Genomic DNA, 15189 nt, shown 5'->3' with positions numbered 1-15189 from the left:
ATGAAAAAATGGCTACTCGGTAGTCTGCTAGTCTTAAGCATAGTTTTTGTATCAGGCTGTGGCATAAAAAATGACACACCTAAATTACAAGAAAGTACACAGAGTGATGAAGTGATGGAATCAAAAACGATTTTTATCGGAACATTAACGGAAAATTTAGAAGAATCAGCATTAGATGATAAAAATGTCTTATTATTTTTAGAAAATGTCGAAGCAGTTGAGGATCCAGAAAAGATTGTTCCGACATTTACAGAAATGGGTGTAGGGATAAATATAGATACTGACGATATTTCTTATTGGCGTGCCTGGCGTAAAGGAAGTAAAGTGAAAGTAACATTAAACGGACTTCCAGCAACTACAGCATCGATTCCGCCACAAGTTGTTGGAAATTCGATTGAAAATATTACCTTATTACCCTAAAGATTGAATATTCTCTTGAACGTGGTAAGTCACCACTTTTAAGAGAATTTTTCTTGAGAAAAGAGGAAAATAAATGAATGAACAAGAATTATCACAACGTTTAGCACGTGTTGGTTCGTATGTGCCCCAAGATGCTCGTTTAGCAGATATTGGTTCAGATCATGCGTATTTACCAGTTGCCTTAATGTTAAAAAATAAAATCACGTTTGCCGTTGCAGGGGAAGTCGTAAAAGGTCCTTTTCAATCTGCAGAAAAACAAGTTCGTAAAAGTGGATTAACAGAACGTATCGTTGTCCGTTTAGCTGATGGCTTAGACGCAATTAAAGCTGATGATAAAATTAGTGCGATTACCATTGCAGGGATGGGCGGCACGTTAATCCGTTCTATTTTAGAAGCAGGGCAACAGCATGGTCGTATTAATGGTAGTGAACGACTAATTTTACAACCAAACGTTGGTGAAAAAACGTTGCGTGAATGGCTAGTTGAGAATGGGTATACGATTATTGAAGAAGAAATTTTAGAAGAAAATAAAAAAACTTATGAAATTATTGTTGCTGAAAAACAGAAAGCTATATCTTATACTGAGCAAGAATTATTTTTTGGCCCACAACTATTAAAGGAAAAAAATGACGTGTTTATTCAAAAATGGCAACGTGAAGCAACTGCGAAAGAACGTGTTTTAGCTCAGCTAGAAAAAGCTGAGGAAAAGCCTTTAGAAAAAGTTGCAGAAATAAAAACACAACTCGACTGGATTAAGGAGGTTTTAGTATGAGCCTTTCAGCTAAAGACTTTATTCATCGTTTGGAAGAATATTGTCCATTATGGTTAGCAGAAGACGGGGATCCAGTAGGGTTACATATTGGCTCATTAGATCGTGATATCCAACGTGTGATGATGACCTTAGATGTTCGTCCAGAAGTTGTGGAAGAAGCCATCGAAAAGAAAATTGACTTGATTATAGCAAAACATCCACCAATATTTCGACCAATTCAGCGTTTGACTGAAGATGATTTGCAAACAAAGATGTATATTGACTTGTTGCGTCATAACATTTCTGTGTATGCAGCACATACAAATATGGATATTATCGAAGATGGACTAAACGATTGGTTTTGCGAAATGTTGGATATTCAAGTGACAAATTATTTGAAAAAAACGCATGAAGTTCAGTTTAAAAAATTAGTTGTTTATGTTCCTGTTTCATTAGGTGCGATGATGCGTCAAGCTTTAGGTGATGCTGGAGCAGGAATGCAAGGCAATTATCATCATACAAGTTATTCATTGGTTGGTACAGGACGTTTTACGCCAACTGAAGCAGCCAAGCCAGCAATTGGTACAGCAAATAAAGCTGAGCAAGTCCAAGAAGCCCGCATTGAAGTGCTTTATCCTGAGACGATTCAAGAGCAAGTATTAGCAGCAATGTTTGCTGTTCACCCTTACGAGGAACCTGCTTATGATATTTTAACCTTAGACAACCCTCCGCAAACGTTCGGGGTAGGACGTGTCGGAAAACTAGCAAAACCGATGACAATCACTGATTTTACGCAAAAAGTAAAAGAAACTTTTCAATTAGATGGGTTACGATTGATTGAACCGCAACAACCGAAAAAAATGATTCAAACAATTGCGATTTGCGGTGGTTCAGGTGGGAATTTCTATAACGATGCATTAAAAGCTGGTGCGGATGTTTATATTACAGGAGATGTATATTATCATACAGCACATGATATGCAAACAAATGGGTTGACAGTTATTGATCCCGGTCATAACATTGAAGTTGTCTGTGTACCAAAATTCATAGAAAAAATGGAAGAATGGAAAAAAGAACAGCAATGGGATATTGAATTTATTCCATCTGAAACAAATACCAATCCATTTCAATTTAGATAAGAGGAGTAATGTCAGATGTACGAAAATTTATTACCACGTTTTTTACGTTATGTAAAAACAGAAACACGTTCCAATCCAGAAAGCACAACGACCCCTTCAACAGCAACGCAAATTGCTTTTGCTCATACGCTGAAAGATGAGTTAGCAGAATTAGGTCTAACTGATGTTCATTACAATGAAAAAAATGGTTTTGTAGTAGCAACTTTACCAGCAAACATTGATAAAGAAGTTCCTGCCATTGGTTTTATTGCTCATATGGATACGGCTGATTTTAATGCAGTAAATGTAAATCCAAAACTTGTTGAAAATTATGATGGTTCTTCTGATATTCCACTAGACAAAGATGGAAAGTATGTATTAACAACGACAGATTTTCCTAATTTGAAAAATTATGCAGGCCAAACATTAATTACGACCGATGGCTCTACTTTATTAGGTGCTGACGACAAAGCCGGAATCGCTGAAATTATGACAGCAATGGAAATTTTATTAGCCAATCCATCGATTCCGCATGGTGAAATTAAAGTGGCGTTTGGTCCGGATGAAGAAATTGGCGTTGGGGCTGATAAATTTGACGTAGATGATTTTAAAGTTAAATTTGCATATACAATGGATGGTGGTCCTGTAGGTGAATTACAATATGAAACCTTTAATGCAGCGCAAGCAGATATTACCTTTTACGGTAAAAATGTGCATCCAGGTACAGCCAAAGATACTATGATTAATGCGTTGCAATTAGCCATTGATTTTCAAAATCAATTACCAGCTGATGAAGTTCCAGAAAAAACAGATGGTTATGAAGGATTCTTCCATTTGATGGGATTATCTGGTTCTGTAGAAGAAGCGAAAATGAGTTACATCATTCGTGATCACAACCGTGAAAAATTTGAAGCCCGCAAAAATTTAATTACAGAAATTCAAGAAAAAATTAATCACCAATTCGATCAAGAACGGGTAGCTGTTCATATGTATGATCAATACTACAATATGAAAGAAATTATTGAAAAAGATATGAGTATTATCGACGTTGCAGAAAAAGCAATGCACGAATTAGCCATTCAACCAATCATTGAACCTGTACGTGGTGGAACAGATGGCTCAAAAATCTCATATATGGGAATTCCTACACCTAATATCTTTGCTGGTGGCGAAAATATGCATGGTCGCTTTGAATATGTTTCTTTACAAGCTATGGAAAAAGCAACCGATGTTATTGTAAAAATTGCTGAATTAGTTGCAAAATAACAAGAAAGATAGTAAAGTCGAACTGAACTTTACTATCTTTTTTTAGGAGTGATGAAGATGAGAATTATGGTTATTTACAATGATACATCTGGTAAAAATGAAGGGGAACAAATTGCCGAAAGCTTCAAAACCTTCACAAAAAATAACGAAAATGTTGAAAAAATTATTTTTCAAGTAACCAATCCAGATGTTGATGAAAAGAAAATCCTTCAAAAAGCAACCGACCATCAAATCGACACACTCGTAGTTATTGGCGGTGATGGTACTGTTCATCATGTAGTTCGAATGTTCCAAGAAACGATTGAACGATACCAAATAGGTTTAATTCCGGGTGGGACAGTTAACAATTTGGCTCGTGTATTGGCTATTCCGTTAGAACAAGAAGAAGCATTTAACGTGATAATTAATCAACACACACGCAAAATTGATTATGCGACAGTTAATGATGATGTGATGATTTCAACTATGACAGTTGGTATTTTAGCAGATACGGCATCGAAAGTTAGTCAGGAAGAAAAACAAAAATATGGTCCATTGGCATTTACAAAACGGTTTTTCCGTATCTTGTTCAAACGCCGAAAATACCCACTATCCATCCAGACAGAGGATGATTTTTGGCAAGGCAAAGCTCATTTAGTGACAATTACCATGACAAATTCAGTTGGCGGCTTTACTCAATTTGACGCCTCTGCAACACCTGACGATGGTCAATTACACATAACGATTATTCCAAAGCTGCAATTTTTCCGTTTTATTTATAATATTCCACGGATTTTTAAAGGAGAATTTCATAAAATACCTGGAGTAATCTACTTTTCAGCAAAAAAAGCTTTGCTAAAACCATTGATTAATGAGAAAAAAATCGTTACGCGAACCGATGGCGATCCGACAGATGATTTACCTGTAGAATTGGAAGCTATTCATCAAAAATTAGCGGTATTTACACCTACAACTAAATAAAGAAAAAGCAGACACGAATGTAGTAATCCTCCAAAAGTTAGACCAAAAATCTAACATTTTTTTGGTCACTACAGAATTGTCTGCTTTTCTATTGATAAATTTTCATTGTACTGTATCCTATAGTTATGGAGGTTTATATGTCAGAAATAATTCAACATCCAGTATGGCTTTACTTAATACTGGTCAATGTATATGTATTTTGTTTAATGAGATACGATAAACAGCAAGCAAGAAAAAAACGATGGCGTGTACCAGAAGCAAATATTTTGTTGTTCGGGATTGTCGGTGGCGGCTTAGGCGGTCTACTTGCACGTACTCTTTTTCATCATAAAACTCGTAAACCTAAATTTTTAATTTGCTTTTTAGTTGGTGTGATTTTTGATGGTTTCTTGTTCTTTGTCAGTTAGGAGAATAAAATGAAAATAAATGCAAAAGCTAAATTTATCCTAAATATCTTAGCATTACTACTAATTTTTGGAATTATGTTTTATTTAATTAAAAATTCTTTATCCGACATACTTGCGGAGTTAAAAGAAACCTCACCAATAGTTTTAGTTGGTGTTATCATTTTAGGGGTCATGTATCAATTTTTTGAAGGCTGGTCCATTCGTTCAATTGTGACAGGTTTTTCCAAAAAATTTCGTATTTTTGATGGCATGCTCACAGCCTTTCATGTCGCATTTTATCGAGTGATTACATTTGGAATGGGAACATTAATTTCAGAAGTCAATTACTACAATCGTAAAGAATTAAAAATTTCGCAGGGAATGGGTGTTGCAGCATTACATATGATTATGTACAAGGGTGCTATTTTAACCTATGCCATCTTTGCGTTGATTATTCAATTTTCCTTATTTTATGAACATGCACCTAAAATGATTCCGTTAATTTTGTTGGGGATGATCATGACGGGTGTAATTATCTTGTTCTTTTTAGTTATTTCGATAAGTTTAAAATTACAAGTTGGTTTTGTCATGGTATGCCATCGTTTCTTAAAAACGAAAAAAATGCGTGATTTTGTCGATCGATGTAATATTCAAATATATTCTTTACGAGAAACTGTTTCTTCTGTTTTAAAAGATCGCACAGCGCTTATTAAGATTTATTTGTTAAATTTATTAAAATTGAGTATGTGGTATATTATTCCTTATGTTTGTTTAGTGGATAATCATCCCAATATTGATTTTTTATTGGTTTTCTCTTTGATTAGTTTTACGCTTGTTTTAGCCGGGGTTCTTCCTTCGCCAGCGGGGATTGGGGCATTTGAGTTTGTTTATCTCTTTTTATTTAGCCCCTTAGTGGGAACTGTCGATGCAGTATCATCTATGTTACTCTATCGTTTTGCGTCGTATGTTTTACCATTTCTACTAGGATTTGTTGGCGTATTAGTTGATCGTAAGAATGCTATCTCAAATGAATTAGAAGAGTTGAAAGCAGAGAAAGGTGAATAGAAATGAATGTTGAAGTAGATGAGTTAGCTGCTTATGTAGAGGATTTACCAGAACTGTTGATTTATTCAAAGGAAATTGAAGGACTGACAGAAAAGCTATTTTTGTTAGGCGATACAGAAATAGAAAAGATTCGCAAAGCATTCATTTTTGTTCGAGATAGAATTGCTCATTCTTGGGATATTCAGCAAGGCGAAATCACTAAAACTTCACTAGAGGTATTACAAGTTGGTCATGGAATTTGTTATGCAAAAGCAAATTTACTAGCAGCTATTTTAAGGAAAGAAAAAATTCCCACAGGATTCTGCTACCAACGTTTACTTTTATTTGATAAGGAAGAAGGAAGGTATTGTATACATGCGCTCAATGCAGTGTATTTATCTTGCCAAAAAAGGTGGGTAAAATTAGATGCGCGTGGAAATAAAGAAGGGATTCAAGCAGATTTTGATGGGGAAGTAGAAAAATTGGCGTTTGTTCCTAATTCGGAAGAGGATGAATACACGTATCCAACTATTTATGTGAAACCAAACAGACAAACAATGATAACTCTGTCTAAGGCTACGAATGCTTGTGAAATGTATCTGAATGATTTACCTGAAATTATTTAAAATAATTGCCAGGACGTTCAATTTTTGTTAGGCTTAAATTGAGAAAACCAAAGGGAGTGGCGAATATGAAGAAAAAAGAAGATGTAAATTATACAGCTCTAGGTGTCGCATTAGGTCCCGCTTTTGGTGTCGTATTTGGTTTATTATTTGATAATTTGGCTTTAGGGATTGCTTTAGGAGTAGCGATTGGTGTTGCCATTGGTTCTGGATTAGATAGTCAGAAAAAGAAAGAAAAATAAGAGGAAATGATAGAGAGCTGTTTCTAGCTTTCTATCTTTTTTTGGCTTTAATGAAGTATCCGCCAATTATGTTAGTATTAAATGAGGAAAGTGCGAGTGCCTTTGCTTATCCTAATTAAAGAGATTTTTGACAGTTCTTTCTGCGTAGTACTTTAGATAAAGAAATCATGGTTCTTATCTTCTTTGTACATCTAAAAAAGTCCTTTTCAACATCTGGATGAACAGTGTGCATTTTCTCAATGAAAACTTGCGCACCTTTTCCTTTATCTATGGGTTTATTTTTCGTAACCATTGATCCAAAGGTTGTTCAGTGAGTTCCTTGTATAATTTTTCTAAGGATTTGTATTGCTTAGTGAACTCATATTTTGTTGCAGTGTTTACGATAAACAGGCCTTTTTTTGGTACGTAATGAAAAATCATTCCTTGATTAATCTTTTACTGTGAAATCATAAATTGTTGACAGGGGATTTCCTCCTTTTATTTATTTTAATGCGAATGTTTGATTAGGATTGTCTTGTATTTTGATAAGAGAAGTAGCAATTTTGGTTGTATAGCGAGTGATATGCTAGAATGAAATAAAGCGTTTTCTAAGTTGTTTTTCAAAGGAGAGAAAGTCCATGAAAAAAATTAATCATCTGTTACAATTCGCTTCGATTTTATTAATGATTGGTTCAATTATTCTATTTGTTATGGTATCGAAAGCTGTAAAACAAGTGGGGACAACTAATTTTGATCTTGCAAAATGGCAAGATGCAGATCTTTTTATACTCAAATTAGGTTTTAATTGTTTACTAGGGAGTTTCGTTTTAAGTATTTCCTCCTTTTTCTTCAGTGTAAAATGGTTAAATAAAAAATGAAAAAAGAACGCTGATTATCTTGTTTTAAAAGATGATTAGTGTTCTTTTAATTGAGACAAAAGTTATTCTATGTTAGACTTTGAAAAAAGTAAAAATGCAAGGAGATGTCTATTTGATTTTAGATATTTTGGGCTTATTTATCACTGTGCTAGTATCTATCTATTTGGCCGTATTAGTTTCTGTTTTATTATTAATGTTGTTTTTCCACATAAAAAGATGGGTTCAACATATGGATGAAGGAAAGTGGATCGCCTACTTTAACACAATCAAAGCGAAAGGTTTAATTATTCGGATGATTCTTTGCTTTTTAGTAGCGTTATTATTAATTGCTATATTCAATACATACGTCTTTTGGCAAGGGAATCTGATGTACGGAATTTTGTTAATGGCATGTGGCATTTTCCATATTTCATTTAAGCTCTACACAAAAAAAGCCGCTTATACTGATAGAATTAAAAACCAATTTCCTAAGTAATATAGAGCTGCAAAATGTTATATAAAAGTGCAAGGTTCTTTGGTATCCAATGGTTTAATATAACGCAATTAGGAGAGGTTACTTCGAAGGTATCTTAAAAAAATAAAAGAGGCAAGGGCCATTTTTTATGGGTTTATGAAACCATTGAGATGAGGTAGGTAGTAGGTTTTATACACGCTGAAAAAGTCCAGTCAAATTAATGAAGGACTAGAAGCAGAAACTAAAAAGTAAAATTTTCTAGGTGTCTATTTAAGTTCTAGTAAAGATTAAAGAGAAGCAAGCAATTTTATGAGAAAGTAGGCGACTAAACGATTAAACAATAGCAAGTATTTTATCAAACCTTGTTGGCTACTCTATTAAAAAGCTTAGGCTACTAACGTAGATCTAAGTTTTTTTGTTAAGTTTAAAATGACAATAAAATTTTTTTGACTTTGAAGGGTTATTTTTTGACCTTTACTGACCATAGTCGTATAATCATTCTTGTAAGGCGATAAGCCTTAGTCAAATGATGGGAGGAAATAATATGAATATAGAGAAAATGACGACGACTCTTCAAGGTACAATTGCAGAAGCTCAACAAATTGCAGTGACTCGTCATCATCAAGAAATCGATATAGCCCATTTATGGAAAATCTTTTTACAACCAAATCATTTTGCAAGAAATTTTTATACAGATGCAGGGATTGACGTGGATGCTTTTGAAATGGAAGTTGATCGTGCCTTAGATGAATATCCAAGTATTGAAGGCGGAAATGTTCAATACGGGCAAAGTATGAGTCAAAATTTATACAATTTATTAAATGAAGCGGATAAATTAAGAGAATCTTTTCAAGATGAATTTTTATCAACGGAAATTGTATTACTTGCTTTAATGAAATTAAAAAATTATCGACTAACAAAATATTTAACCAAACAAGGAATCAATGAAAAAGAATTACGTAAAAATATAGAAGATATGCGAGGAGGGGATCGAGTGACCTCACAAAATCAAGAAGAGCAATACAAAGCATTAGAAAAATATGGTGTTGACTTAGTGCAACAAGTAAAAAATGGCAAAATGGATCCAATTATTGGTCGTGATGAAGAAATTCGTGATGTCATACGTATTTTGTCACGTAAAACAAAAAATAATCCAGTATTAATTGGTGAACCAGGTGTTGGTAAGACGGCTATTGTTGAAGGTTTAGCTCAACGTATCGTTCGTAAAGATGTCCCTGAAAACTTAAAAGATAAAACCATTTTCTCATTAGATATGGGCGCATTGATTGCGGGTGCAAAATTCCGTGGTGAATTTGAAGAACGATTAAAAGCTGTCTTACAAGAAGTGAAGAAATCAGATGGACGTATTATTTTATTCATCGATGAAATTCATAATATTGTTGGTGCTGGTAAAACAGAAGGCAGTATGGATGCAGGTAATTTATTAAAACCTATGTTGGCGCGTGGAGAATTGCACACAATTGGTGCTACTACCTTAGATGAATATCGTCAATATATGGAAAAAGACAAAGCGTTAGAACGTCGTTTCCAAAAAGTGTTGGTAAAAGAACCAACTGTGGAAGATACCATTTCTATTTTACGTGGGTTGAAAGAACGTTTTGAAATCCATCATAGTGTAAACATTCATGATAATGCGTTAGTCGCTGCAGCAACATTATCTGATCGCTATATTACCGATCGTTTTCTACCCGACAAAGCCATTGACTTGGTCGATGAAGCATGCGCCACGATTCGTGTTGAAATGAATTCTATGCCAACGGAACTAGATCAAGTAACACGTCGTCTTATGCAATTAGAAATTGAAGAAGCGGCGCTGAAAAAAGAAACTGATGATGCATCGAAAAAACGTTTAGCTTCTCTCCAAGAAGAATTAGCAGAATTACGTGAAGAAGCAAATGCGATGAAGATGCAATGGGAAACTGAAAAAGAAGAAGTCAATGAAATTTCCAATAAACGTGCTGAAATCGATCGCGCAAAGCATGAATTAGAAGATGCTGAAAATAATTATGACTTAGAACGAGCAGCAGTCTTACGTCATGGAACAATTCCCCAATTAGAGCGTGAATTAAAACAATTGGAAAATAAAGATACAACCGATCATTTACGTATGGTTCAAGAATCAGTGACTGAAAATGAGATTGCGACAGTTGTTGGCCGATTAACAGGCATTCCTGTCACTAAACTTGTCGAAGGTGAACGCGAAAAATTAATGAAGTTAAATGAAACCCTTCATCAACGTGTGATTGGACAAGATGAAGCAGTGAATGCAGTCAGTGATGCGGTTATTCGTTCACGAGCTGGCTTGCAAGATCCAAATCGTCCATTAGGCTCATTCTTATTCCTAGGTCCAACTGGTGTTGGTAAAACAGAATTAGCAAAAGCTTTGGCTGAAAACCTATTTGATTCAGAAGATCATATGGTACGTATTGATATGAGTGAGTACATGGAAAAACATTCTGTGTCTCGTTTGGTTGGAGCACCTCCAGGATATGTTGGTTTTGAAGAAGGAGGACAACTAACTGAAGCGGTTCGTCGTAACCCCTATACCATTATTTTATTGGACGAAATTGAGAAAGCCCATCCGGATGTGTTTAATATTTTATTACAAGTTCTGGATGATGGGCGCTTGACAGATTCTAAAGGACGAGTGGTGGACTTTAAAAATACAGTTTTAATTATGACAAGTAATATTGGTTCACAGTTGTTACTTGAAGGTGTAACAGCCGATGGGACGATTCCAGAAAATGTAGAAGAACAAGTGATGGCCATTCTAAAAGGACATTTTAAACCTGAGTTTTTAAATCGGATTGATGATACAATCTTATTTACACCACTAAGTCTTGAAAACGTGAAAGGCATTGTTGATAAAGTGGTTGCCCAATTAGCTAAACGCTTAGTTAATCAAGAAATTTATTTGAGCATTTCTGATGATGCAAAATCTTGGATTGCAGAACAAGCGTATGAACCAGCTTATGGCGCCCGTCCGTTACGTCGATTTATTACGCGCGAAGTAGAAACACCTCTTGCGAAAGAAATTGTTTCTGGACGTGTCTTGCCAAAAACAAATGTCACGATTAGCTTGTTAAATGATCAATTAGTCTTTCAAAATGCCCCAATTGAAGAATAAGAAAAAGCTGAGATTTCTTTTTAAGAGTCTCAGCTTTTTTTACGAAGAATAATAAGACAAAAATAAAATCAAAAGCCAAAACACGAACATTTTATGTTTAAATATGTGTTTTTTATGTTTTTTTATTGAAAGCTATGTATGCATCCCGTATAATCTTTCTGTGCTGAAAACAAAGAGGAGTGTAACAATGAAAAAAAATATTCCATATATGATTTTATTACCAGGGATTATTCTTCTAGTATTTTTCTTGATGATTCCTTTGATTGCGAGTATCTTTCCAACTTTTCTTCCGGATAATGGAGGTATTGGTAATTATATCGCCTTCTTTCAAGATGAATACAACCGTGGAATTTTCTGGAGAACAATTCGCGTGTCAGGAATTGTGACCATTATTTCGTTAGTTTTAGGAATACCCACTGCTTATTTTATCGCTGGTTTGCAGAAAAAATGGCGTGGAATTTTAATGGCAATGACTTTGTTTCCGTTATTGACCAATTCAGTTATTCGAAGTTTTGCTTGGATTAATATTTTAGGTAAAAATGGTGTTATTAATAACTTTTTATTATCAGTAGGTGTAATCAATCAACCGCTAAGCTTACTTTATACAGAGTTTGCGATTATTATTGGTTCTGTTTACTTATTTTTACCTACTATGATAATGACACTTGTCGGCGTGATGGAAAATATTGAAGGCGAAATGTTAGAAGCTGCTGAAACATTAGGTGCGTCTCCTTTTATTGCTTTTATCAAAATTGTACTCCCATTATCAATTCCGGGTGCAATTGTTGGGAGTATTTTAGTTTTTACTGGAACGTTAACAGCTTATACAACACCACAATTGCTTGGAGGAAATCAAAAAATGTTATTAGCAACTTTCCTTTACCAAAAAGCATCGACACTTGGTGATTGGAATGCAGTGGCAATTATTGCTTTGATTATGATTGTTACAACATTAATTGTAATGAAAGGCTTAAATGTGATTGCTAGTCGAATGGATAGGAGAGAAATGAATCATGCGTAAACAAAAAGGAATGACAATTATTGCGATTTTGGTTTTTGCCTTTTTATTTCTACCACTATTACTAATCGTTGTAACATCATTTGGAACAGCTGCAGCGATTCAATTTCCTATTAAGGGATTTACTTTGGATTGGTATGGCAATGCACTGCGCTCAGAAACCATGTTAGAGAGTTTTAAGTTAAGTTTGATTGTTGGCTTGCTTGCAACTATTTTGGCGTTATTAGTCGGTGTTCCTGCTTCTTATGCATTAGCGAGATACACAGTAAAAGGGAAAAACTTGATTAAGAGTTTCTTCTTATCACCTACTGTTATTCCGGGAATTGTTGTCGGCTATACACTTTTCCAATTTATTGTGGTTGCACTGGGTTTGCCAGTCTTTCAAGGGCTATTGATTGGCCACTTTTTAATTAGTTTACCGTATATTATTCGTGTCGTAGGCTCAAGTATGGATCAATTGGATTATTCGATTGAAGAAGTAGCTTGGACATTGGGATGTACACGTTTTAGAGCATTTATGCAAATTGTGTTGCCAAACGTTTCTTCAGGTATTTTTGCGGCCTTTATGTTGGCATTTGTTAATTCATTTAACAATGTACCTGTATCAATGTTTTTATCCGGTCCAGGGGTGACAATGTTACCAACGTCTTTATTAAGTTATATGGAATACAATTATGATCCAACCGTTTCGGCAATTTCAGTGATGTTGATGTTATTGACCATCGGCTTGATGTATCTGATTGAAAAAACGCTAGGCTTAGCGTCTATTGCGTAAAGGAGAGAAAAACGTGTCATTTGTTGAACTAAAAGATATTCGTGTCAGTTATGACGGAAAACAAAATATTTTGGAAGAAATGAATATTTCGATGGAAAAAGGTGAACTTGTTTCTTTATTGGGTCCAAGTGGTTGTGGTAAAACCACGACTTTACGAGTGATTGCTGGTTTAATCAAACCAAACGATGGAGAGTTTATTTTAGATAATGACAATCTAACAAAAGTACCTGTTCATAAGCGTAATTTTGGAATGGTTTTTCAAAGCTATGCATTATTTCCCCATCTAACAATTGCTGAAAATGTTGGTTTTGGTTTGAAGCTACGCAAAGAGAGTAAAGAAGTCATCGAAAAACGTGTTGCTGAAATGTTAGCAATCTGTGGTTTAGAAAATCTAGGAGATCGCTATCCTAAACAATTATCCGGAGGGCAACGTCAACGTGTTGCTTTGGCGCGTGCATTAATTATTGAGCCAAAATTATTATTATTGGATGAACCACTATCAAATTTAGATGCTAAATTACGGGTAGCTATGCGGATTGAAATTAAACGAATTCAACAACAATTAGGTATTACAACAGTATTTGTTACCCATGATCAAGAGGAATGTTTTTCGATTTCTGATAAAGTAGCAATTATGAATAATGGTGTGATTGAGCAATATGATACGCCAGAAAATATTTATCGTTTACCCAAAACGCAATTTGTTGCCCAATTTATTGGTTTTGAAAATTTCTTTGATGTGGTTAAAACAGCAACAGGTTATCAAACAAAAAATAATATTATTCTTTCCTCCACGATTTCAAAGGCAACTGCTGAAAAAGCAGTTGCAACTATTCGTCCCGAAGATATCCAAATTGTCAATGATGGTGCAGTTACTGGGACCGTTGTTGTCCGTACATTTTTAGGAAAAAGCCACCAATATGAGGTAGCAACTGAATTAGGCATGCTGTTAGTCAATGGTAGCGATCAACAAGTTTACCAAACTGGCGAAGAAATTCAATTAAACTTCCCAGCTGAAAAATTAGTTATTTTAGAAAGGTGAGAACACAATGAAAAAGTACATGTTCGGTTTATTATTAGTATCGGGATTAATTTTAGGAGCTTGCGGAAACAGTGAAGCAGCCAAAACACAAGAATCAAAAGGCAGCGAAAGCTCAGGCAGTAACGCATTAGTTGTCTCTACATTTGGTTTGAGTGAAGATATTGTGAAGCAAGATATCATGGCACCATTTGAAAAAGCTAATGATGCAAAGATTACTTTGGAAGTTGGAAACAGCGCAGATCGTTTTACAAAATTGAAAAATAATCCAAATGCAGGTGTCGATGTGATTGAGTTAGCACAAAATAACTCAACAGAAGGTAATCAAGACGATATGTTCCTAGAAGTTACGGAAGCGGATGTACCAAATCTAGCAAATCTAACAGATAGTGCAAAAGCAGTTTTTGAAAGTGGTTCAGGTGTACCAATTGCTGTAAATAGTATCGGTATCGTCTACGATAAAGAAAAAGTTGGGCATGAGATTACTAGTTGGGAAGACTTATGGAGTGACGATTTAAAAGGTCAAATTTCAATTCCTGATATTACTGTAACAGCTGGTCCATTAATGTTATATGTAGCAAGTGATTATGCAAAACAAGATATTACAGCAGATAATGGTGAGAAAGCTTTTGAAGCGTTGAAAGAGTTGAAACCAAATGTAGTTAAAACCTATTCAAAATCATCTGATTTAGCAAATATGTTCCAATCAGGTGAAATTTCAGTTGCTGTTGTAGCAGATTTTGCTGTTGATATCATTAAAGGGGCTGCAGCAGATGTCACATATGTTGTCCCTGAATCAGGCACATATGCAAACTTTAATACAGTAAATATTCCAAAAGACACAAAAAATAAAGAATTGGCTTTAAAGTTTGTTGACCACCGTATCAGCGCAGAATCTCAAAAAGCGAAAGCTCTATCTTTAAATGAAGGTCCAGTAAACAAAGACGTTGAATTAACTGATGAAGAAGCAGAAAATAAAACATATGGTGCTGTTGCTGACCGTGCACAACCAGTAGATTTCAAACTAATTAATGAAAATATGGGTTCTTGGGTAGACCAATGGAACCGTACAATGAATAATTAAAAGA

The 15189-nt window shown here is 34.8% G+C and carries 16 protein-coding genes; all 16 read left to right on the top strand.

Features of this window, described 5'->3' with window-relative positions; translation table 11 throughout:
* A complete protein-coding gene (locus AC4BC5_RS00940; RefSeq protein WP_490496315.1) occupies positions 1-420 on the top strand; it encodes an LptM family lipoprotein in 420 nt (139 codons plus the stop codon).
* A gap of 73 nt (positions 421-493) precedes the next feature.
* Positions 494-1192, top strand: coding sequence for a tRNA (adenine(22)-N(1))-methyltransferase (locus tag AC4BC5_RS00935; RefSeq protein WP_490496314.1), 699 nt, complete (start codon positions 494-496; stop codon positions 1190-1192).
* Positions 1189-2310, top strand: coding sequence for a Nif3-like dinuclear metal center hexameric protein (locus tag AC4BC5_RS00930; protein ID WP_490496313.1), 1122 nt, complete (start codon positions 1189-1191; stop codon positions 2308-2310). The genes AC4BC5_RS00935 and AC4BC5_RS00930 overlap by 4 nt, the downstream gene beginning before the upstream one ends.
* A gap of 15 nt (positions 2311-2325) precedes the next feature.
* Complete coding sequence (pepT, locus tag AC4BC5_RS00925) at positions 2326-3555, top strand: peptidase T (protein ID WP_490496312.1); 1230 nt, start codon at positions 2326-2328, stop codon at positions 3553-3555.
* Between the two features lie 51 nt (positions 3556-3606).
* Complete coding sequence (locus AC4BC5_RS00920) at positions 3607-4515, top strand: diacylglycerol/lipid kinase family protein (RefSeq protein ID WP_490496311.1); 909 nt, start codon at positions 3607-3609, stop codon at positions 4513-4515.
* Between the two features lie 137 nt (positions 4516-4652).
* A complete protein-coding gene (locus AC4BC5_RS00915; RefSeq protein ID WP_490496310.1) occupies positions 4653-4922 on the top strand; it encodes a DUF1294 domain-containing protein in 270 nt (89 codons plus the stop codon).
* Between the two features lie 9 nt (positions 4923-4931).
* The gene (locus AC4BC5_RS00910; RefSeq protein ID WP_490496309.1) at positions 4932-5966 is read left to right on the top strand and encodes a lysylphosphatidylglycerol synthase transmembrane domain-containing protein; all 1035 of its coding nucleotides are present in this window, start codon (positions 4932-4934) and stop codon (positions 5964-5966) included.
* Positions 5967-5968: 2 nt separating this feature from the next.
* Positions 5969-6571: a transglutaminase-like domain-containing protein gene (locus AC4BC5_RS00905; protein WP_490496308.1), complete on the top strand. Its 603-nt coding sequence runs from the start codon at positions 5969-5971 to the stop codon at positions 6569-6571.
* A gap of 65 nt (positions 6572-6636) precedes the next feature.
* The gene (locus AC4BC5_RS00900; RefSeq protein ID WP_490496307.1) at positions 6637-6810 is read left to right on the top strand and encodes a glycine zipper domain-containing protein; all 174 of its coding nucleotides are present in this window, start codon (positions 6637-6639) and stop codon (positions 6808-6810) included.
* Between the two features lie 617 nt (positions 6811-7427).
* The gene (locus tag AC4BC5_RS00895) at positions 7428-7667 is read left to right on the top strand and encodes a hypothetical protein (protein ID WP_490496306.1); all 240 of its coding nucleotides are present in this window, start codon (positions 7428-7430) and stop codon (positions 7665-7667) included.
* 112 nt (positions 7668-7779) lie between these two features.
* Positions 7780-8142 carry a hypothetical protein gene (locus AC4BC5_RS00890; RefSeq protein WP_490496305.1) on the top strand — a complete coding sequence of 121 codons (363 nt, stop codon included), beginning with the start codon at positions 7780-7782 and terminating at the stop codon, positions 8140-8142.
* 523 nt (positions 8143-8665) lie between these two features.
* The gene (gene clpB, locus AC4BC5_RS00885; protein ID WP_490496304.1) at positions 8666-11269 is read left to right on the top strand and encodes an ATP-dependent chaperone ClpB; all 2604 of its coding nucleotides are present in this window, start codon (positions 8666-8668) and stop codon (positions 11267-11269) included.
* Positions 11270-11456: 187 nt separating this feature from the next.
* Positions 11457-12290 carry an ABC transporter permease gene (locus AC4BC5_RS00880; protein ID WP_490496303.1) on the top strand — a complete coding sequence of 278 codons (834 nt, stop codon included), beginning with the start codon at positions 11457-11459 and terminating at the stop codon, positions 12288-12290.
* Positions 12283-13062 (top strand): ABC transporter permease, encoded by a 780-nt coding sequence (locus AC4BC5_RS00875; protein ID WP_490496302.1) that lies wholly within the window; start codon positions 12283-12285, stop codon positions 13060-13062. The genes AC4BC5_RS00880 and AC4BC5_RS00875 overlap by 8 nt, the downstream gene beginning before the upstream one ends.
* Before the next feature lie 13 nt (positions 13063-13075).
* Positions 13076-14104: an ABC transporter ATP-binding protein gene (locus tag AC4BC5_RS00870; protein ID WP_490496301.1), complete on the top strand. Its 1029-nt coding sequence runs from the start codon at positions 13076-13078 to the stop codon at positions 14102-14104.
* A 7-nt stretch (positions 14105-14111) separates the two neighbouring features.
* A complete protein-coding gene (locus tag AC4BC5_RS00865; protein ID WP_490496300.1) occupies positions 14112-15185 on the top strand; it encodes an ABC transporter substrate-binding protein in 1074 nt (357 codons plus the stop codon).
* Positions 15186-15189: the final 4 nt, after the last annotated feature.

Source organism: Enterococcus sp. AMC2644, from assembly GCF_058216475.1.
This window is presented reverse-complemented; position numbering and strand designations above follow the sequence as displayed.

Coding starts and splice junctions, on each gene's coding strand:
- AC4BC5_RS00865 (WP_490496300.1), top strand. CDS start 14,112: ATGAAAAAGTACATGTTCGGTTTATTATTAGTATCGGGATTAATTTTA.
- AC4BC5_RS00940 (WP_490496315.1), top strand. CDS start 1: ATGAAAAAATGGCTACTCGGTAGTCTGCTAGTCTTAAGCATAGTTTTT.
- AC4BC5_RS00875 (WP_490496302.1), top strand. CDS start 12,283: ATGCGTAAACAAAAAGGAATGACAATTATTGCGATTTTGGTTTTTGCC.
- AC4BC5_RS00900 (WP_490496307.1), top strand. CDS start 6,637: ATGAAGAAAAAAGAAGATGTAAATTATACAGCTCTAGGTGTCGCATTA.
- AC4BC5_RS00905 (WP_490496308.1), top strand. CDS start 5,969: ATGAATGTTGAAGTAGATGAGTTAGCTGCTTATGTAGAGGATTTACCA.
- clpB (WP_490496304.1), top strand. CDS start 8,666: ATGAATATAGAGAAAATGACGACGACTCTTCAAGGTACAATTGCAGAA.
- AC4BC5_RS00920 (WP_490496311.1), top strand. CDS start 3,607: ATGAAGATGAGAATTATGGTTATTTACAATGATACATCTGGTAAAAAT.
- pepT (WP_490496312.1), top strand. CDS start 2,326: ATGTACGAAAATTTATTACCACGTTTTTTACGTTATGTAAAAACAGAA.
- AC4BC5_RS00935 (WP_490496314.1), top strand. CDS start 494: ATGAATGAACAAGAATTATCACAACGTTTAGCACGTGTTGGTTCGTAT.
- AC4BC5_RS00910 (WP_490496309.1), top strand. CDS start 4,932: ATGAAAATAAATGCAAAAGCTAAATTTATCCTAAATATCTTAGCATTA.
- AC4BC5_RS00880 (WP_490496303.1), top strand. CDS start 11,457: ATGAAAAAAAATATTCCATATATGATTTTATTACCAGGGATTATTCTT.
- AC4BC5_RS00930 (WP_490496313.1), top strand. CDS start 1,189: ATGAGCCTTTCAGCTAAAGACTTTATTCATCGTTTGGAAGAATATTGT.
- AC4BC5_RS00915 (WP_490496310.1), top strand. CDS start 4,653: ATGTCAGAAATAATTCAACATCCAGTATGGCTTTACTTAATACTGGTC.
- AC4BC5_RS00895 (WP_490496306.1), top strand. CDS start 7,428: ATGAAAAAAATTAATCATCTGTTACAATTCGCTTCGATTTTATTAATG.